The sequence below is a fragment of the Sphingomonas sp. DC1600-2 genome, from assembly GCF_049897605.1.
In the GTDB taxonomy this organism is placed as follows: domain Bacteria; phylum Pseudomonadota; class Alphaproteobacteria; order Sphingomonadales; family Sphingomonadaceae; genus Sphingomonas.
This window is the reverse complement of record NZ_JAFCWO010000016.1, coordinates 1-19,142: the sequence shown is the minus strand read 5'-3', so window position 1 is coordinate 19,142 and position 19,142 is coordinate 1. Positions and strand designations below refer to the sequence as shown.

The 19,142-nt window shown below is 61.2% G+C and carries 19 protein-coding genes and 2 pseudogenes; 7 read left to right on the top strand and 14 right to left on the bottom strand.

Annotated elements, in window-relative coordinates; genetic code table 11:
• The 5 genes from ACP7BL_RS16300 to ACP7BL_RS16280 form a co-directional block, all read right to left on the bottom strand.
• Positions 1-1,095: a glycosyltransferase family 4 protein gene (locus tag ACP7BL_RS16300; protein ID WP_126849320.1), complete on the bottom strand. Its 1,095-nt coding sequence runs from the start codon at positions 1,093-1,095 to the stop codon at positions 1-3.
• Positions 1,092-2,306: an O-antigen translocase gene (locus ACP7BL_RS16295; RefSeq protein WP_221885191.1), complete on the bottom strand. Its 1,215-nt coding sequence runs from the start codon at positions 2,304-2,306 to the stop codon at positions 1,092-1,094. Before ACP7BL_RS16295 ends, ACP7BL_RS16300 begins: the two co-directional genes overlap by 4 nt.
• Positions 2,307-2,378: 72 nt before the next feature.
• Positions 2,379-3,476 (bottom strand): DegT/DnrJ/EryC1/StrS family aminotransferase, encoded by a 1,098-nt coding sequence (locus ACP7BL_RS16290; RefSeq protein ID WP_299111203.1) that lies wholly within the window; start codon positions 3,474-3,476, stop codon positions 2,379-2,381.
• Complete coding sequence (locus ACP7BL_RS16285) at positions 3,476-4,417, bottom strand: WxcM-like domain-containing protein (RefSeq protein WP_126849317.1); 942 nt, start codon at positions 4,415-4,417, stop codon at positions 3,476-3,478. Before ACP7BL_RS16285 ends, ACP7BL_RS16290 begins: the two co-directional genes overlap by 1 nt.
• 39 nt (positions 4,418-4,456) lie before the next feature.
• Entirely contained in the window at positions 4,457-5,734 is a 1,278-nt protein-coding gene (locus tag ACP7BL_RS16280) for a sugar transferase (protein WP_126849316.1), read from the bottom strand.
• Positions 5,735-6,062: 328 nt separating this feature from the next.
• Between ACP7BL_RS16280 and ACP7BL_RS16275 the strand changes: the two genes are divergently transcribed.
• Positions 6,063-6,200 (top strand): hypothetical protein, encoded by a 138-nt coding sequence (locus ACP7BL_RS16275; protein ID WP_185867731.1) that lies wholly within the window; start codon positions 6,063-6,065, stop codon positions 6,198-6,200.
• A 399-nt stretch (positions 6,201-6,599) separates the two neighbouring features.
• On the opposite strand, the gene ACP7BL_RS16270 is transcribed toward ACP7BL_RS16275, so the two are convergent.
• Positions 6,600-7,382: a helix-turn-helix domain-containing protein gene (locus tag ACP7BL_RS16270; protein ID WP_299111151.1), complete on the bottom strand. Its 783-nt coding sequence runs from the start codon at positions 7,380-7,382 to the stop codon at positions 6,600-6,602.
• Between the two features lie 622 nt (positions 7,383-8,004).
• Between ACP7BL_RS16270 and ACP7BL_RS16265 the strand changes: the two genes are divergently transcribed.
• The gene (locus ACP7BL_RS16265) at positions 8,005-8,574 is read left to right on the top strand and encodes a recombinase family protein (protein ID WP_126849314.1); all 570 of its coding nucleotides are present in this window, start codon (positions 8,005-8,007) and stop codon (positions 8,572-8,574) included.
• A 50-nt stretch (positions 8,575-8,624) separates the two neighbouring features.
• Here the strand turns inward: ACP7BL_RS16265 and ACP7BL_RS16260 are convergent, their stop codons facing one another.
• Positions 8,625-9,509 carry a replication initiator protein A gene (locus tag ACP7BL_RS16260; protein WP_126849313.1) on the bottom strand — a complete coding sequence of 295 codons (885 nt, stop codon included), beginning with the start codon at positions 9,507-9,509 and terminating at the stop codon, positions 8,625-8,627.
• Positions 9,510-10,040: 531 nt separating this feature from the next.
• Here ACP7BL_RS16260 and ACP7BL_RS16255 point away from each other — a divergent pair.
• Together ACP7BL_RS16255 and ACP7BL_RS16250 are read left to right on the top strand one after the other, a co-directional pair.
• Complete coding sequence (locus ACP7BL_RS16255; protein ID WP_033964002.1) at positions 10,041-10,724, top strand: ParA family protein; 684 nt, start codon at positions 10,041-10,043, stop codon at positions 10,722-10,724.
• Positions 10,721-11,107, top strand: coding sequence for a hypothetical protein (locus tag ACP7BL_RS16250; RefSeq protein WP_033964001.1), 387 nt, complete (start codon positions 10,721-10,723; stop codon positions 11,105-11,107). The genes ACP7BL_RS16255 and ACP7BL_RS16250 overlap by 4 nt, the downstream gene beginning before the upstream one ends.
• 25 nt (positions 11,108-11,132) lie before the next feature.
• On the opposite strand, the gene ACP7BL_RS16245 is transcribed toward ACP7BL_RS16250, so the two are convergent.
• Positions 11,133-12,146, bottom strand: coding sequence for a M48 family metallopeptidase (locus ACP7BL_RS16245; RefSeq protein ID WP_299111128.1), 1,014 nt, complete (start codon positions 12,144-12,146; stop codon positions 11,133-11,135).
• Between the two features lie 126 nt (positions 12,147-12,272).
• Here ACP7BL_RS16245 and ACP7BL_RS16240 point away from each other — a divergent pair, with 126 nt between their 5' ends.
• On the top strand, positions 12,273-13,043 hold the full coding sequence (locus ACP7BL_RS16240) for a metallophosphoesterase family protein (protein WP_426258817.1): 771 nt from the start codon (positions 12,273-12,275) through the stop codon (positions 13,041-13,043).
• Between the two features lie 180 nt (positions 13,044-13,223).
• Positions 13,224-13,454 carry a hypothetical protein gene (locus tag ACP7BL_RS16235; protein ID WP_126849552.1) on the top strand — a complete coding sequence of 77 codons (231 nt, stop codon included), beginning with the start codon at positions 13,224-13,226 and terminating at the stop codon, positions 13,452-13,454.
• Between the two features lie 223 nt (positions 13,455-13,677).
• Here ACP7BL_RS16235 and ACP7BL_RS16230 read toward each other — a convergent pair whose 3' ends face one another.
• Complete coding sequence (locus ACP7BL_RS16230; RefSeq protein ID WP_185867748.1) at positions 13,678-13,992, bottom strand: hypothetical protein; 315 nt, start codon at positions 13,990-13,992, stop codon at positions 13,678-13,680.
• Positions 13,993-14,196: 204 nt separating this feature from the next.
• Here ACP7BL_RS16230 and ACP7BL_RS16225 point away from each other — a divergent pair.
• A pseudogene (locus ACP7BL_RS16225) lies at positions 14,197-14,948 on the top strand (Tn3 family transposase); the annotation flags it as partial.
• Positions 14,949-15,133: 185 nt separating this feature from the next.
• Here the strand turns inward: ACP7BL_RS16225 and rfbA are convergent.
• The 5 genes and pseudogenes from rfbA to ACP7BL_RS16200 all read right to left on the bottom strand — a co-directional run.
• Positions 15,134-16,003 carry a glucose-1-phosphate thymidylyltransferase RfbA gene (gene rfbA, locus ACP7BL_RS16220; protein ID WP_126849554.1) on the bottom strand — a complete coding sequence of 290 codons (870 nt, stop codon included), beginning with the start codon at positions 16,001-16,003 and terminating at the stop codon, positions 15,134-15,136.
• Positions 16,000-16,890 carry a dTDP-4-dehydrorhamnose reductase gene (gene rfbD / locus ACP7BL_RS16215; RefSeq protein WP_126849555.1) on the bottom strand — a complete coding sequence of 297 codons (891 nt, stop codon included), beginning with the start codon at positions 16,888-16,890 and terminating at the stop codon, positions 16,000-16,002. Before rfbD ends, rfbA begins: the two co-directional genes overlap by 4 nt.
• A gap of 25 nt (positions 16,891-16,915) precedes the next feature.
• Positions 16,916-17,968 (bottom strand): dTDP-glucose 4,6-dehydratase, encoded by a 1,053-nt coding sequence (gene rfbB, locus ACP7BL_RS16210; RefSeq protein WP_126849556.1) that lies wholly within the window; start codon positions 17,966-17,968, stop codon positions 16,916-16,918.
• A 14-nt stretch (positions 17,969-17,982) separates the two neighbouring features.
• A complete protein-coding gene (gene rfbC / locus ACP7BL_RS16205; protein WP_126849557.1) occupies positions 17,983-18,549 on the bottom strand; it encodes a dTDP-4-dehydrorhamnose 3,5-epimerase in 567 nt (188 codons plus the stop codon).
• Between the two features lie 164 nt (positions 18,550-18,713).
• Positions 18,714-18,851: pseudogene (locus tag ACP7BL_RS16200) on the bottom strand (integrase core domain-containing protein); the annotation flags it as partial.
• Positions 18,852-19,142 lie beyond the last annotated feature (291 nt).

Below are 19,142 nucleotides of genomic sequence, written 5' to 3'. Positions count from 1 at the left end.
TTAACCTCGATGTCCATCAAACCGGCGAAAGGTATCAAGAGCCTGATCCGCCACGACCGACCATGCAAATGGCACAACTGCGGCTAAACCCAGCTCCGTCCGGTGTGCCGCTTCTGCGGGATTCGCGGCGATTGTTTCGAGTGTATCTGCGATCGCACGCGAGTCCCGGTTGGGCACCAGCCAGGCATTGTCCGCAGTTGCCGGCTCAAATCCCGTTGTCACCAGCGCGACCCCGCTGGCGAGCGCTTCCAGTGCGGGATAATGCGGCGCACCATGCTGCACGGTGCCGGCCGCGACCAAAACGTCAAGCGAGCGGTAAAAAGCCGCCAGTTCAACGTCGTTGCGCGGCACGACGATCTCCGCCGCTTCGTGGCTCCACCCTTCGGGCAAATTGCCATAGGCGATCCGCAGCCGATGGCGTGGGTCCTTGGCATGAAGCTCCTGAAATGCTTCCAGCACATAGCCAGTGCCTTTTTGCGGTTCGCTTCGTCCAATACAGCCGACCACCAACGGATCACCAGGTTGGCGGACGGGCGGGATACGCGGCGTAAACACCGACAGATCGATACCAAATGGGACAATCTCGATCGGCCGCACCAGCGCATGGCGATAAATGGAGGCATTGGCGATCTGCCGGAACGGCAAGGCATAGGAGAGACGCGATGCAAGCCAGAGCGCAGGCTTGCGTTCCATCGCGTAGTATTCAGGCTCGTACGCCTGGATATAGTAGAACCTTTTACGCTTTGGCACGCCGCCTAGCACCACCGGCCATGTAGTCAGACTGTGATTCGCCAGCACTACATCGTAGTCGTGGTGCAGGCGCCGCATCCCGCCCAGCAATGCCTTGAGATTGCCGACGCCAGTCGCACCATGACCGATCGCACTGGAGGCTTGTGCCCCCTTACCGTCCAGCCAGTGGATCGTTGCCTCTGTCGGGAAATAGGGCACCTCGCTTGTTGCCGGAACGGCAAAGGCCACATCATGCCCGGCACGAAGCCATACATTGGCCAGTTCAGAGAGCACTCGGTACCCGCCAGCACGGCCAAAACCGAGCATCGGTATCAATATCCGCATGGCGGGCACCGTTCCTGTCATTGGGGCGATCTCCTCAGCAGCCGGGCACGGCGCGCAGGCGTGCCAACGGTCAGCATCGCAACCACGATCAGATAAACAGCATAGTTCAGGAAATGGGCAGCAGCCACGCCGGGGAAGCCAATCCAGCTCGTAAGCACCATGGTGGCCAGCACGAAAACCACCCCTGCCATGATCTCCGTCAAGATGAACGCCACCACCAAGCCACGGCCGATCATAAGAAACGCGAACAGCCAAGCGGTGATCTTAATCACATCGCCGGAGAGTTGCCACGCGAACAATGTTTTCATTGGCCCGAAACTGTCGGAAAACAGCAGGCTGACCACAATGTCTCGCGTGAGAAATAGCATCACAGAGAGAAAGGCTGTTGCCGGAACAACCAACTGCAACACGCGGCGAAGCTCGAGCCGCAACTCAAGCCAATCGCGTAATTCGGCGATGCGGGGCAGATAATAGAGCGAAAGGGTCGTCGTGATCAGCGAAAGGTAGATGGTACTGATGCGCCACATCGCGTCCCAATAACCAGCGTGTGCCATGCCAAAACGCTTAATGAGCAAATCGCGCACCAGCAACTGGCTTGCCGGACCGACCAACGCTGTCGTGGCAGCCATCAGCACATAGCCACCAAGCCCGCGTAACTCACGACGGTCAATTGCACCGATCCAGGCGCGCGGCTCGAACCAGTCGCATCGCCGAACCTGCAGCAACGTCACAACGACCACGATACCCTGGTTGACGCTGAGCGCGATCAACGCACCGAGTAAGCCATAGAACCAAGCCAGCGCGCCCGTTACAACAAGCGACAGCAACGATCCGGCGATATTACTGATGACGTATCGACGCACATCCTTCAGGCCGTTCAGGATGGCTAGCAGCAGCGCGTTGAAGCTGATCGGAACGATACTTATCGCCACCCATATCAGCACGGTCGCGTAGCGCACGTCGCCCAGAAAGGACGCGGCCAACTGCCGACTGAACGCCGCCGTTACCAGCGCAACCAAGCAAGATGCCAGCAGCACCGTAGTTGCCGAAGTGCGCCAAAGGCGTCGGCGACGCTCAGGATCGTCGTGATATTCCGCCGTCGCCTTGGTGACGCCGGTGTTCACTGCGCCCGTGGCAAAGGTAATCACCACCGTCAGCAGGTTCTGGAACTGCCCGATCAGCGCATATCCTGCCGGCCCGACAAGCACCGCCAACACCTTGTTCAGCCCCATTGCCGTTGCAGTCCGCACAACCACGGCGACCCCGTTCAGGGCACTTGTTCGGATCAGCGACACAGGACTTGATCAGGCCAGGCGATTAACTGCGGCGATCACACCCTCGACCTGCTCGTCCGACATGGTCGGGCCGATCGGTAGGCTGACGACCTCACGATGGATTGCCTCGCTGATCGGCAAATCGCCATCACCATACCCCAGATCGGCGTAGGCAGGCTGGAGATGCGGCGGGATCGGATAATGGATCACCGTGCCGATCCCCTCCCCGCTCAGTCGTTCAACGAACGCGGCACGGTCAGGATGGCGCACAACATACAGATGCCACACCGGGTCGGCCCAGTTCGGCACAAATGGCAAAGTCAGGCCCGTTGCGGCAAGCCCGGCCGTGTAGTGGGCGGCAATATCACGACGCCGCGCATTGTCGGCATCGAGCCGTGCGAGCTTCACGCGCAGAAACGCGGCATGAATCTCGTCCAAGCGGCTGTTATAGCCGATTACCTCATTGTGATATTTCACCTTTGAGCCGTAGTTGCGCAATGCCGCCACCTTGTCGGCCAACGCATCATCGCCGCAGGTGATTCCGCCGCCATCCCCCAGAGCGCCGAGATTCTTGCCGGGGTAGAAACTCCACGCGACCAGTGACTGTTCCGCACCAAGTCGTCGTCCCTGATAGCGAGCACCCTGGGCCTGCGCACCGTCTTCGAGCACACTAAGGCCATGGTGCCGGGCAATATCCCGAATGGGATCGAGATCGGCAGGCTGCCCATAAAGATGGACGGGTAGGATCACGCGAGTGCGCGGCGTTATCGCAGCCGCGATACGCGCGGGATCGATGTTGTAGGTCCGCTCGTCCGGCTCCACTGGCACTGGACGCGCACCGACATGGCTGACTGCCAACCATGTGGCGATATAGGTGTTGGCCGGGACAATCACCTCATCACCAGGGCCAATATCCAGCGCGCGCAAGGCTAGCGTCAGCGCTTCCAGACCATTGGCCACGCCGACACACCGCTGTGTCTCGCAATAAACGGCATAATCACGCTCGAACTGGACGACTTCCTCGCCGAGTACGAACCAGCCTGAATCAATCACCCGCGTCGCGGCCGCGATCAGATCCTCGCGCATCGCGGCTGTGATGCCGCGCATATCAAGAAAAGGGATAGGCATCACCAAGTGCCCGCCTCGACCATGGTCAGAAACTCTCGATAGTCGCGCACATAATCCGCCGGATCATAAGCATGCGACGCCAGTACAACGAGCACCGCGTCCTCGCTGTAGCGATATTGCGTGCCCCAAATACGCGGCGGCATGTAAAGCGCCTTGTGACTGGCGTCGAGCAGAAACTCCTGACGCTTACGGCCATCATCCGCGACCGCCACGCACTGCCCATGAACGCACATCAGCAGCTGGTGGCATTCGCGATGCGCATGTTCACCGCGCGTCTCGCGGCTCGGAACATCATATACCATGAACATGCGCTGCGGCACGAACGGCAGCCCGTCCCCAACCTGCCCTACGGCGAGCTTGCCGCGCATGTCAGCCGCCATGCGAAGCGTGAGCAACTCCACGCCAGGTACCATGCTTTTGGTTGTAACGGGATCGCCGCCCGTGACACTGGCCGATCGTTCGGGTTGCGGCACGTTGGTATTGGTATAGCCGATGATGGTGGCAGGATTACCGACTACGATGGCATAATCTGGCACGGAGCGCGTCACCACCGCACCTGCGCCAATCATGGCTTGTTCACCAATCTCGACGCCAGGGAGGATCGTGGCGTTGGCACCGATAGAGGCGTTGCGCCTCACACTGGTGCGCGCGAAGCGCTCAGGATAGACCTTTGATCGCGGATTCAGATCGTTAGTGAACGTGACGTTGGGTCCGACGAACACGTTGTCTTCAAGCGTAATACCATCCCAGAGCTGCACCCCGCTCTTAACGGTGACATTGTCGCCAATGCGCACGTCATTCTCAATCAGAACATGCGCGCATATATTGCATTCCCGCCCAATTACTGCCTTTGGCAGAATAACGCAGAACTGCCAGACCCGAGTGCCCTCGCCGATCGACGGTGATTGAACATCAGCCAATTGATGAACGAAGCTATTCATGACCACCTATTCCGTGACAGATCCACGATTTTTCGAACGTTATCGTGCACCGTAACCTGTCATCATCGTCCGCACGGTGCGTATGACGATCAGCAAATCAATCCAGGGCGAATAGCGTTTGATATAGTAGAAATCATAGTGCAGCTTGCTGCGGACGTCATCGACTTCAGCAACATGTCCCTGGCAGACTTGCGCCCAGCCCGCGATCCCGGGCCGCACGATATGGCGATAGCGGTAAAAAGGGATTTCCTGCTCGTACCAGCGCGACAGGACTTCCGCTTCCGGGCGCGGGCCGATCCAGCTCATTTCGCCCTTCAGAACGTTGAGAATCTGCGGCAGCTCGTCGAGGCGGGATTTGCGCAAGAACCGGCCTAATGTCGTGATCCGGTCGTCCTTTTCGCGGGTGATCGCCAAGTTCCGTGCGTCGCCGGCATTGTCCAACGCGACTTTCATGGTGCGAAACTTATACACAGTGAAGGGCTTGCCCTGATATCCGATCCGCTGCTGCCGAAACAGCGCTGGTCCTTTGGATGTCATTTTGATTAACAGGGCAATGAAAAGCATAACGGGCAGAAGAGTAAGGCCAAGAACCAGCGCCGCGATCCAGTCGACCGCGAATTTCAGCATCATATAGTCCGGTCGAGGCTCCAGTGATCCAAAACTGTTCTCGGACAGATGCTCGAGTTCCACCCGGCCGGTCAGGGATTCAATGAGGTGCTTTGTGTGGTAAACCGGCACCCGCTGCAGGGCATAATCTGCTAATCGACGATCCCAATCGTCCGTCAGATCGACTCGCAGGTCGATGGCGATCGCATCGATATTGCTGATATCCTGATCGGACGATTGAAGGACCTGCCAGGAAACATTGGGAATCTCTTGGATTTGCGTCACGTCTCCCAGCGGCACGATACCAATTCTCAGCTGTTGGTGGCGCTGAACAAGTACAGAAATTATAAAAAACCATATCGCTGTCAATACAAATCCAGCCGACAGATTGGCGCGATTATAAGAAATCCGACCAAATACGAAGATGATGAGTAGTCCACCAAACGCCACGCCAATGGATGGTAAAGTTGAGGCCAACCCTTCTGAACCCGGATACGGCGCGACATTACGCATTAACCATCCGCCAATTACAATGGCGGCAATGGTACCAAAAAGCGTATTATTAAGAAGCGCCACATCACTAGGCGCGGGACCAGCCGCCAGCCGCACTGCATAAGGCAGTACGGCCGCAAGGAGGATGCCACCTAATATCTGAAAACGTAAGCGTGCCCAGAATACGGGCCGCAGTGATCTTACGCCTGTCAATGACATTCACCTGCTTTACGCGCATCTAGGTCGCGAAGGGCATCCCAGTATGATACGCAGCGCCCCGTACCAAGCCATGTCGATGGATGCAATGTCGTCGTGCAGCGCGACGATCAGCATGAGAGTGGCGCCACAATCAAGATGAGGCTCGGTGGCGGGGTATGGTGCCTACGGGCTACGCCCTCCGCCGCGATACCCCGCCACCGATGGTGCGCCCTTTTGGGGAGGTAGAGCTGATGATAGCGGCTGAACATGTTAACGAGCCTTTCATCGACAGTGAAGGGTCCCGGATGCGTCTGGTCGCCACGTCACCGATCATCAGATGAGGCTGTTCATGAAGCTCAAGACATATCGACGGGGTCACGATCGCGTCGATCAAGGCCGGATTCAGTGCGGCGACGGGACATCGGCTCTCGGCGGGCTCATTCCTGCCAAGCGCGCGGAAGACACCGAGGAGACGGCGACGACCTGATCCGCTGGCTGATATCTTCGATGCCGAACGCTCGCATCCGCAGCCGCTGCTAGGTGCTCGCACCGCCGATTACGAAGAGGTGACCGTACCGATCACCTCTTCGGGTGGGTAGTGTAAGGAATTTTGTGTACGGGTTGGCGTAATGGTAGAAAGATCCCCTATTATGTTACGACGCAAAGTACCTTCGATCCCTGATGGCCTTTTGGATTAATTGCTGTGCGGTATGAACGCCGCCAGCGCGATGAACCCTGGAAAGCGCCTCGGACGCGACGTAGGATCTACGATTAGAGTCAGTCATATGACTCTCACTTACATAAACGATAGATCCTGTCATAAATCAGAGATCATCCAGTTTGGGGATCCACTATGTCAACACGGCCTGGGGGTCAGCTCAGATTATCAAATTAATTCGTTCAGTATTTCCGAACCATTTTGAAACTCACGCTCGCGGCGATCAATCGCTGCTCCCAGTTTTGCCAGCGCCTGCCCCAGCGCGCCCCCTGCCACCTCCAGCGCGAGATCGCGGCAGCCGAGCCGCGACAGCATCGCCTGATGCTCCTCGATGCGCTCCGCCTGCCGCTGGATTTCATCGACCGGTACGGGGGCCGGCCGCATCCAGCGCGGCAGATAGGCGAGCACCGCCTGCGGCAGGAAGGTGCGGTAGACATTCGATGTCTGCTCATAGCGCGGGCCAGGCCCCTGCCCTGCCACCCGCTTGAAGCGGCGCTGGCGCACGATGAAGCCGACATCGTCAAGCACATGCAGCGCGCGGGCGACGGTCACGCGGCCGAGGCTGGTCGCTTGGGCCAGATAATCATAGGTCGGGAACACCTGCCCGCGGTTGAGCCGCGCCAGCGTCAGCAATTCCTCCAGCACGCGCACCGCCGCATTGGTGAGCGAGGCGAGCCCGCGTTCCACCGGCGTGAGCTGGCGCCCGTCGGCGCGGGCATCGCGCCGCAAGCGGCGCCCCGCGTCCAGCGCCTTGCGCGCGGCGCGCAGGATACGGTCGGTTTCTCCGGGCGCTGGAGGCGTGAAAAAGCTCTTTTCGAAGGTGCCGGCCTCCACGCTGCCGCGCAGGATCCGGCTGCCGCGCGGTTGCGGTGCGCCCGATTGTGCCGGGCGGCGCAGACAAAACCCACCCAGCGCCTGGAGCGAGGCTGCTCCAACCGTCATCGTCGCCATCGTACAGCCCTTTTGATGGAGGCCATGCGGGCAAAGGAAGAGCGTGGCGCGAAGCGCGCATCCTTGCGACGAAAGTCTGGATAGGATATCTAACGAATCGTTCTGAGCGATGATGCCCGTTTGGCGACGGGTGTTAGAGTAGAGCCTATCGGGATGCCCGGCCTTCGTGCCGGGTTTCCTTTATCCAGTCATGGAAACCCCCTTATGGTGACCAATCGTCGCTCCCGGCGATTGGGCAGTTCTTCCCGGTCGCGCAAACCGATCGAGCGGACGACAGCTGGAAGAACCGCATTGGGGGTTATCGGCCGCCGCGTGATTGCGGCCAAGCTGGCTGAATCGTGCTTTGACGCGGCAAACCACGCCAAGATTCGTGCTTTCACACGGAAAAGTCATTTTGGGGAAGGCGGTGTGCTCGGTGCGGGCGCAGCGCGGACCGACTTGGCCCTTGAGGGATTTTCGACGCCCGCTTTCGAAGGCGCCCTCCCCCGATATCGTCCCCAAAACGGACTTGTCGTTCCTGGACGGGGCGGGATAAAGAGACGTAGTTTGTGGACGGTTTTCGCGACATTGGCGATGGACCGGCGCGTTCGTCCACAGAACGACCGTTTGGGAGACATGATCGATGACCGGTATTTTGGGATATGCCCGCGTCAGTACCGGAGATCAGGATGTCACCGGGCAGCGGCTGCGGCTCGAACAGGCTGGCGCGATCCGAGTGTACACTGACGTGATGTCGGGCAAGAGCATGGATCGGCCGGGGCTGGCCGAGCTGCTGGAATACGCGCGAAAGGGAGACACGCTGGCGATCGTCCGGCTCGACCGTCTCGGTCGCTCGCTGGGCGAATTGCTGACAACGGTACACATGCTGCGCGAGCGTGACATTGCGCTGCTCAGCCTGGAGGAGAAGATCGACACGTCGTCTGCGGCCGGCGAGCTGATCTTCCATGTTTTCGGGGCCATCGCGCATTTTGAGCGTCGGCTGATTTCCGAACGGACTCGCGATGGCATCGCTGCCGCGCGGGCGAAGGGGAAACGGCCGGGACGTCAGCCGCTTGACGCCGACAAGGTAAACGCGGCCCTCAAACTTATCGCGGCAAGCGTGTCGCCAGCCGAAGCAGCGCGCCAGCTTGGGATCGGGCGGTCAACCGTCTATCGCGAAATGAAGCGGCTCGGCATCGCTCGACCGACATAGGTCGGCTATATCAGGGCATTGGTCGCGCCAAAGCTATCAGGGGCACCAAATCAATTGCTTGGCTCACTAAGCGCCAGTTTTGGTGGCTGCCGGACGCAAAACTGTACCAGCGTCCGGATCCGCGGGCGCCCTCCCCTTGGCGACGGTTGTTTCTCTTCGACCAGGGTCAGCCCATATTCGGGCAGCGATTGCTGCTCGGCGACCTCGCGCAGGTGTTTCTTGAAATATTCAAGACCGCGCTTGTCGGTTGCACAGCCAACGCGCGCCGCCAGCGCCTCCATATCGACCTCGAAGCCCTCCCCGTCGGCGCAATTGAACTTGGCCAGCTCGTACAGGCGCCGCTCGATCGGCCCGAGTTTGAAGAAGTCGAGATGATAGGCTGCGATCCGGCGATCGGCCAGGATCGCGCGATACAGCCAGTCGCACACCATCACTTCGATCCGCTTCACGCGGCGCTCGCCCGTCGGCAGCTTGGCGTATTTGATGTCGGCCTTGAGCAACCAGGAAAAGGCGCTGTCCGACCCCTCCCCGCCCGTTTCGATATTGGTGATGATCTGCGTACCCTGCAGGCGGTTGAGCGACGCCTTGAGCGACGTGTAGGAGCGCGCCGAGGCGTTGGTGCTGGTCACGCGGAACAAATCGTTGGCGGTGAAGCTCATCACGCGGTCGACCTGTTCGCCGCGCTCCATCCGCTCGGCCATCAAACTGGCGATATAGAGCAGGATTTCCTTGTCATAGATGGTGGCGACACCGGTCTTGCTCGGATTGATCTCGATCCGGGCATCGCCGTTTTCGAACACCATCGGCGTCATATGGGCCTTCTTCGACAAAGCGAAGAACGGGAACTCCGCGACGGTCCGCTCCCCCTGGACATCGCCATAAAGCGGGCTGGCCAGCTGGAACAGATCGCCTTGTTTGAGTAATATGTCGTCCATTGCTCTACTCATCTCTGACCCCTTCGAGCATGGGTGGGTGGCGGGGCGGTGTCCACAGCGTTGGCGGCACCGAGCGGGTTTTCCGTGCGAAAGCACGAATATTGGCATCCGTAGGCGCGCACTGGTCGCGTAGCGCCCACAGATCGTGCTCGCAGCGTCGGTTTGATCGATGCGCAGCCGGATATGACCGGTTTTGGCACGGAAAATGGCCGTGCTGCCGAGGCGGCATCGTTTCGGTTCGTGCTTTCACGCGGAAAAGGGCGCTGGCTGCGCTTATGGTACGTGCCGGAGCAACGGGCAGGGCGGTCGCCCCGGCGTACCCTTGCACCGAGAGGTCGCGTTTTTGGCCGCGATTTGCGTGCCGTAGCAGTTTTGCGCCCGCTTCTTTTTACAGTATGCATATCGCTATGGATATCCATATTGATATTGCAATCATATTCATTGGCATTTTAATATGCGTATGGTGTCGATTGCGATATCGACATTTTGCAGCGAGGGCTGTATCCATCGCCGCCTGTATAGGAGCGCATCATGCCAGCAATCTCAGTGGCCAATCCCAAGGGCGGTGCCGGCAAGACCACGTTGACGCTGGTGCTCGCCAGCGAGCTGGCGCGGAGCGGCGCCGCGGTCACCGTGATCGACGCCGACCCCAATGCGATCATCGCCGGCTGGGGCCGCAAGCGCCATGAGCAGGGCAAGGCCTTGCCGTTCGACATTATCGCCAGCCCGAAGGAATCCGAACTGGTCCGCGTCATCGATCAATACACAGCATCGCACGATTTCGTGTTGATCGACCTCGAAGGCACCGCGTCGCGCATGACCTCACGTGCGCTCGCCCGATCGCATCTGGTGTTGATCCCGTTCAACCTTTCCCCGATCGACGCGGAACTTGCCGCCAATGCGGTCGCCCTCGTCCAGGAAGAAGCCGAAGCGCTCGGGCGGTCGATCCCTTTCCGCTTGGTCCGCAGCCGCGACAATGCCGCGATCGAGACCAAGACCGCCAAACGCATCGTCACCGCGATCAACGACGCGGCGCTGCCGCTGCTGACCGCAGCGCTGGTCGAGCGCGCAGCGTATCGCGACATCTTCGATTTCTCGGCAACGCTGGACGAACTGAGCGACAGCCAGACCGCCGGCCTGCCCGCCGCACGCCGCAACGCGCTCGAAGTCGCGCGCGCGGTGGTCGAGGCGGTGCAACAGGAGATGCAGGCATGAGCGGCTACGGGTTCGGGAAGAAGGCGACGGCGCCGACAGGGGCGGGGGATCCGACCAAGCTCGATCTGAGCGGGATCGTCCGCGCGCCGCTAAGCGTGGATCCGGCGCGTGAAGCTGCGGCGATCGCGCGCGGCAACGCGCTGGGCTTTGTCGACCGCGGCGATTCCGTAGAAGGACAGGCAGAAGGGCAGGGGGCAACGCCCGTCCGGCGCCGACGGCAACCGGCCCCGCAGAGCAGCCTGTATATCAAGGGGCCGAAAGAGACGCTCGACTGGTTCATCGACTTCACCAACCAACGCGGCCATCGTTCCTATTGGCAGGCGCTGGCCGAATTCCGGGACCTGGTCGAAGGCACGCGGGGACCGTCGCCCGAGCAACGCTGACGGGCAGGCGACCCGACCGCTACGGTCAACGCGTCATCGGCGTCGTCGCCAGGTCGATCAGGGGCGGGCGGTAGGGCAGCTCGGCGCCCGTCGGAATAGTCGCGGCCTCGCGATCCAGCAGCGCCGCGCGATCTTTCCAGCTGAGATAGATGCGGCTGCGCAAAATGCCGAAATCGAGTTTGCGCCCGGCCCCCCGCCAGAAGCGACCGGCCGAGAACGGATCATAATGGGCATTGGCGAGCAGATAGACGCTCAGCCGGTCCGCCTCGATTTCCGCCTGGCCCATCAAGCGCCCATTTTTGCCGATCTCCGCCAAAATCCCCCAATGCGCCCCCGCGGCCTCGAGCCGGGCCCGATGCCGCAGGATATTGTGCGAGAGTTCATGCGCCAGCACGACCGCGAGCTCGTCATCGCTGAGGCTATCGAGCAACCCCGCATCGATCTGAATGATCGCGCCATCCGCTGCCGAATCGTTCCCGGCGCCGAGCAACACTTCGAACGCCGAGCGGCAGGCGGGCACCGGGGTAATAGCGATGGCCTGCTCCTGTGCGCCGCGCTTGACGCCGAGGGTTAGCGGGGCGGCTTGCGGCAACCGCTCCAATTGCGTCTCGACGCGATCGCGTTCTGCGGTGGAGGGCGGCGCCGTCGCGCCCGGAAGCGCGGCCGACACCGCCGCGCCGTTGATCGAGACCAGCGAATCGCCCGGGCGCACCCCTGCTGCGGCAGCGGTCGATCCCGGCACGACGCCCTCGACCGCGACGCCCGTTTCAAACCCGAACGCCGCGCGCGCAGCGGCGCGCGCGTCCACGCCATATTGGCCAAGGCTGTGCAGTTGCAGGCCAAGGCCCGGCTGGTGATCGAGGCAGATCGCCGCATTGGCGGTCGCCAGCCGATATCCGACCGACGCGACGCGCAGGTCTGCCTGGCGCAACGCTTCGAAGGCAGCAGGGGAGGGCGCTTGTGACGGGGGCGGGGCGGCCGCACCCACCAGAAGCGCCACGAGGGCAAGGCGCAGCCCGGCACGCAGTGTTGAGACCATCGGCAGCCCTTTAACGGTTGTTCAAGAGCAGGTCATCCTCTATCGGCGGCACTCTCGCGCTCGGGGCGCGATATCCAGGGCCCTTCCTGCCGAAATTCGGATATGCTTGAACGCCTTAGAAATATTTTGTCGAAATCCAAGTCCATGCCGCGTCGCCAGATACCAGAGGGGCGACGCGTCTATGCCATTGGCGACATTCACGGTCGGCTCGATCTGCTCGACGATCTGCTCGCCACGATCGCGGCCGATCATGCCGCGCGTTCCCCCGCCCAGCAGACGCTGATCTTCCTCGGCGACCTGATCGATCGCGGCCCGCACTCCGCCGCCGTCATCGACCGTGTCATCGCCTTGCAGCGCAGCGAAATCGACACCCGCGTGCTGATGGGAAACCACGAAGAAGTGTTCCTCAAAGCCCTGAACGGGAGCGTGGACGCGTTGCGCCTGCTGTGCCGCTTCGGAGGGCACGAGACGATTTTGAGCTATGGCATGGACGAGGCGGCGTATAATCGCGCCGATTATACCGAAGTGCTGCGCGACCTTTCCCTGCTCGTTCCCGACAGCCACCGTGCCTTTTTGGCACAGCTGGAGGACAGGATCGAGATCGGCGACTATACCTTTGTCCATGCCGGAATTCGGCCCGGCGTGGCGCTCGCCGATCAAAAGGCGAATGATCTCCGTTGGATCAGGGACGACTTCATCAAGTCGAAGGCTGATTTCGGTACCTGCATCGTGCACGGCCATACAATAACGCCAGAGGTGGTCGAGCGGCCGAATCGAATCGGCATCGATACAGGCGCTTATGCGACAGGACGCCTCTCTGCGCTGGCTTTGGCGGCAGGTGAGCGATGGATCCTTTCGACCGAGGGGGCGTTGGGGACCTCAGCAGACGTCGATTAAGGAAATCCACACCGACTTCCGCTATGGGCGACGTGCAGCATTTTTGCTGCACTGCCAGAAAAGATGGCGAGTTTAGGTTTTTTTTGTTTGTTTGAGACGGCGGCTGTGCTAGCCGAAAACCGAGTACTGCAGTGAATGCCTCTCACGAGGTTCATCATTAAGTAAGACAGGGAGTTACCAATGAATCTCGCTAAGATCGCAGCCTCGCTTGCCGCAGTGTCGCTGGTTGCTATGCCAGTTGTGGCATCGGCCCAGAAGCCGGCCGCTTCGCTCTCGCTGAGCAAGTCGGTCCGCGTTGGCAAGGCATCGTCGAAGAAGAACGGCATCGCACAGGTTGGCATCATCATCGGCGTTCTCGCCGTTGCCGGTGCAGCTGGCGGCATCGCTGCTGCAACCAGCGGCAGCAACTGATCTCTCCCAACCTTCGGGTTTTGGGTAAGGAAACGGCGGCGTAACAGCCGCCGTTTTTTTATCTGTTGAGGGCATTCAGAAGAAAAGTTCGATTCTTCAAAATACGCCCGCAATTATAGATGTCAGGGACGCATGAAAGGATGGCGTTGCCCACTTTAAGAGAGGGGGACGACGCGTTTCTTTCAGAGCGCTGTGAAAAGCGCGAATTTAGCCCTGATTGTACTTACTCGCCCGATTGCTGCTGGATGGGTTGAATCCGTGGCGCGGCGCGGGATTGATCGTCCAGAGGCTTTTGATAGGCGGCGGTCGGGTTGCTGGCGATGTCGGGCCGATACCGTTCGATTCGTAAGCTCAACCGACTGTCGACCCGGCTAATGACTCGGTTATTGATACGGTTCACATTGAGATTGGCGGGCTGACCCTTAGCTGTCAGGCGAGCGCCATAGGTGGTCGCTGCTTCGCGAACCGAACGAGTCTGCGCCTGCACGGCGGTGCTGATCGTCAGCGTAAGGGCGGCCATCGCGATAAGTGTCTTCATACAAATCCTTGCCCACGCGCTTCTTGGTCTAATCCGCCGGGCCACGTCATAATGCTGGAATTCCCCACCGGGATCAATGCGGCGTTTGGTCAGTACCATGTAAACAATGCGCGTCTCCGCGATCGACATGCCTGTCCGAAACCGATGTATTACGGATGGGGGGTAGGCGGCCATCCATAATATTGGTTTACGCGATTTAGGACACAGATGGTGGGTGCGCTGTTCCGCCGTGCAGACCGCACCCGGTCCGACCGGCTGCTCGGCCAGGCACGGATGCTGAAGGACACGGCCCGCTTCCACGCCCGGCTCGGCCGCCTGTTGGTGCGCGCGCAACCGGGCGCGACGCCTTCCGGGTGATCGAGGACCGGCTGGGCTGGGACCATCTCGAACTCAGCATCCGCTTCGCAGAGGATCTCACGCGCTCGGCCGACGACGGTCTGGAGGAAGTGGTCGAACGCTATCCTGCCGTCCGGAGGTTCGCGCCGACCTTCCTCTCCGCCTTCGCTTTCCGCACGGCGCGGTCGGGCGATCCGCTGCTCGGCGCCGTTGAGGCGCTACGAACGATGTACCGCGATGGGCGGTCGGTCCTGCCGAAGCGGGTGCCGACGAGCTTCGTCAAGCCGCACTGGCGCAAGGTCATGCAGCCGGTCGAAGGACCTATTGACCGGCGCGCTTACGAGATCGCGGTGATCGTCCACCTGCGCGAGCGGCTGGGCTCGGGCAACATCTGGGTGGACGGCAGCCGCGCCTATCGAACGCTCGACGATTACCTGCTGCCTGTGCCCGCCTTCGAGGCCATGCGTGCCAGCGGCGATCTGCACTTAGCCGTGCCGTCCGGTTTTTCCGAATGGTATGAGGAGCGTCGCACGCTCCTAACCCGGCGCATGACCGAGGTGGAGCGCGTAGCCGCGACCGACGAGCTGGTTGACGTGACGATCGAGCGCGGGCAGCTGGTTGCGGGTTTGCCCGCCGCAGCGCTTGGCCGATCTGATTGAGCGACGCGCGATCAGCGACGTTTTTTGCGCACTGCCCTCGGCCACGCGCCAGCGCCGCAACGAAATCCTAGAAGGTTTGCGGGGTTTACCCTTCGGCATCCAAACATTGCCGGGTTGGGCGCGACCGACCATAACCGGTCGTGCGTTTACAACCCCTCAACCGCCTTCAAGATTGCTCGCCCATAGGCAGTCTTCTTGAACCGCTCGCCTGCCGCTCGCGCCTGCTCGGAGCTGATGAAACCCATCTCGAACGCAATTTCCTCCAGGCACGCAATCTGGATGCCCTGGCGGTGTTGAAGCGTGCGGACGAACTCGCCCGCCTCGAGCAGGCTGTCGTGCGTGCCGGTGTCAAGCCAGGCATAGCCGCGCCCCATCTGTTCGACGAACAGGTCGCCCGCTTCCATATAGATGCGGTTGAGATCGGTGATCTCGAGTTCGCCACGCGCTGAAGGCTTCAGATTGCGGGCGAACTCGACGACGCGGTTGTCGTAGAAATAGAGGCCGGTGACCGCATGGTTAGACTTGGGCTGCGCGGGCTTTTCCTCCAGGCTGATCGCCTTGCCGCCCTCGCCGAACTCGACGACGCCATAGCGTTCGGGGTCCTCGACACGATAGCTGAAGACCGTCGCCCCGGTTGGCCGCGCGACCGCGCTCGCCAGCAGGTCGGTCAGGTACGCGCCAAAAAAGATGTTATCGCCCAGCACCAGCGCCACGTTATCATCGCCGATAAAGTCCGCGCCGATCGTGAAGGCCTGTGCCAGGCCATCGGGGCTGGGTTGCTCGGCATATTGGATGTCGAGGCCGAAGGTCGAACCGTCCTCGAACAGCCGCTGGTAATTGCCGAGATATTCGGGGCTGGAGATGATTAGGATTTCGCGGATCCCCGCCAGCATCAGCACGCTCAGCGGATAATAGATCATCGGCTTGTCGTAGATCGGCAGCAGTTGCTTGTTGACCGCGAGCGTCGCCGGGTGAAGCCGCGTGCCCGATCCGCCGGCGAGGATGATGCCCTTCATTTGGGTGCTCCGATGAGTTCGTCGAGAATTTCGCTCAGGGCGTCCTGCCATGCGCGTGGTTCGATGCCATAGGCAGTGCGGATCGCGTCATGGCTAAGTAGCGAGTTGGCAGGGCGCTGTGCCGGTGTCGGGTAATCGGTGGTGGCGATCGGCTTGACGCCGGCGACCGCGCCACCGCGTGCGCTGCTCTGGGCGAAGATCTCGCGCGCAAAGCCCGCCCAGCTGACCGCGCCGGCGTTGCTGAAGTGGAAGATGCCGGTCGGTGCAGCGTCATCCTCGATCAGGCGGACCGTGATCGTCAGCAACGCGGCGGCGAGGTCGGCGGCGCTGGTCGGGCTGCCGTGCTGGTCGTCGACCACGCCCAGCTCGTCGCGGGTCGCGCCGACGCGCAGCATCGACTTGACGAAATTATTGCCATGCGCCGACACGACCCAAGCCGTGCGCACGATCGCATGCCGCGCGCGCGAGGTGCGGACGGCCAGCTCGCCCCCCAGTTTCGACGCGCCATAAACGCCGAGCGGAGCGATGGGATCGTTCACCTCCCATGCACCGTCCTTGTCGCCTGCGAAGACATAATCGGTCGACACCTGCACGATCGGGATGCCGGCTACGGCGCAGGCCCGTGCAAAGGCGGCCGGTGCCATCGTGTTGACCGCCCAGGCCGTGACCTGGTCGCTTTCGGCCTTGTCGACTGCGGTATAGGCCGCCCCGTTGATGACCGCCGCCCACGGCCGCTCGGCGAGCTTGGCCGCGATCGCCGCCGTGTCGGTGAGGTCGAGCGCCGCGCGGTCGAGCGCATGGATCGCATAGCCTGCAGGCAGCGCGGCACGACGAAGTTCGGTGCCGAGCTGACCGCTTGCACCGGTGACGAGAATCTCACGAGTCATGGTGTTTTCCGACATGTCGATAGATCTACGCCGCGACACCGCGACGCTCGGCCGCCTTTGCTACGACCAGTGGCCGCCACCAATCCTCGTTGGCAAGATACCATTCGACGGTCTTGCGGATGCCGGTCTCGAACGTCTCGGCGGGCGTCCAGCCCAGCTCGTCGCCGATGCGGCTTGCGTCGATCGCATAGCGCTTGTCATGGCCGGGGCGGTCGGCGACTTCGGTCATCTGCTGCGCATAGGGCCTGCCGTCGGCACGCGGACGCAGCTCGTCGAGAATCGTGCAGAGCGTCCTCACCACCTCGATATTCTGCCGCTCGTTATGCCCGCCGACATTGTAGGTGCGGCCCGGCTCGCCACGCTCGAACACCGCCTGCAGCGCGCGGACATGATCCTCGACATAGAGCCAGTCGCGGACCTGATCGCCCCTGCCGTAGATCGGCAACGGCTCGCCATCCAGTGCTTTGGCGATCATCAGCGGGATCAGCTTTTCGGGGAAGTGATACGGCCCGTAATTGTTCGAGCAGTTGGTGATCAGCACCGGGAGGCCGAAGGTATGGCCCCACGCGCTGACCAGATGGTCGCTGCCCGCCTTCGACGCCGAATAAGGCGAACGCGGATCGTAGGGCGTATCTTCGGTGAACAGGCCGGTGTCGCCGAGCGAGCCGTACACTTCGTCGGTCGAGATATGGTGGAAACGGAACGCCGCCTTGGCGTCCGCGTCTAGCCCCAGCCAATAGGCGCGCGCCTCGGCCAGCATCGTATAGGTGCCGACAACGTTAGTCTGGATGAACGCGCCGGGCCCGTCGATCGAACGGTCGACATGGCTTTCCGCCGCGAGGTGCGTGACGATCTCCGGCTTGAACTCGGCGATCGCGGAGCGGACGGCGTCGGCATCGCAGATATCGCCCCGGACGAAGCGATAGCGGTTGCTGTCTGCCACCCGCTCGACGGTCGAGAGCGTGCCGGCATAGGTCAGCTTGTCGAAGTTCAGGACCTCATGGGTCGTGTTCTCGATTAGGTGGCGGACCAGCGCCGAGCCGATAAAGCCGGCCCCGCCGGTGACGAAGATGCGCATGGGGATGTGGTCCTTTAGGCGAGCGGAGCGAGGGGCGTGCCGTCATAGTCGAACGGGCTGTCGAAGTCGGCGAGTATGGGTTGAATCTGGTCCTTAGCCGACAATTTGGGTATCACGCATTTCGGGATCGACCAGTCGATGCCGATGCTGTCCCAGCGAACTCCGCCATCTTGGTCAGGAGCATAGGTATCGGAGCACTTGTATGTCACTTCGCAATTAGGCTCGAGTGTCATGAAGCCGTGCGCGAAGCCGATCGGAATGAACAGCTGATGCCCGTTCTCGGCGGAGAGTTCCGCTCCGACCCACTGGCCATAGGTAGGCGAACCCTTGCGTACATCGACCGCTACGTCGAAAATCCGTCCACGAATGCAGCGCACAAGCTTGTCCTGGCCGCGCGGTGGCATCTGGAAATGTAGGCCACGCAGGGTGAAGGCGGACGCAGACAGCGAATGGTTGTCTTGGACGAAGGTGCAGTCGATGCCGAGCGCGGCGAAGGCAGGGACCGAATAGACTTCGGTGAACCAGCCACGTGCATCGCCATGGCGCTTCGGGCGGATCAGCTGGACGGGCGAAGATATCATGGGTGCTCCCGATAGCGGCATTTGGCATGGACAATCAATCCAGTGTAAAATGATGGAGAGGGCAGAACGTCTGTTTCCGCCAAACAGCGCTAATGCCAACCTGCGCGGGCTCTGATTCACGGGGGCTTCCCAAGGCGATGAAAATCTGAATCTGTTGTTGCTCCCTAAATGCCTGACGGAGCCTCGCGGGTTTGTTGGATATACTCGCGCGGGGAGCGGTAGCCCAGCGCCTTGTGCGGGTGGACCTCGTTGTAATAGTGTAGCCAGGCAGGGAGCTGGTTGATGATGGTCCGGGCATCGGGCCTGTGAATCGGCCTGCAATATTGACCCCGTTCGGGGCTGATCGGCTTCCCAAATTGCCCCCTGAACGAATGCGGTTCACGCCTCGCGCTTTGCGGCGGAGGCGCGTGGGAGATGCTGGTCGTGGAGACAGTGGCGCGCATACGGCGGGAGTTTTTTTCGTCAAGGGCAAGTGGGACTGTCAGGATTTCCGTGTGTGGGCGGGCATAATGGGTAAAGAGGAGATCCCATATGTCCCGACGCAAAGAACCTGCGATACCGAATGAGCTTCTCGACCAGTTGCTGGCGGGCGG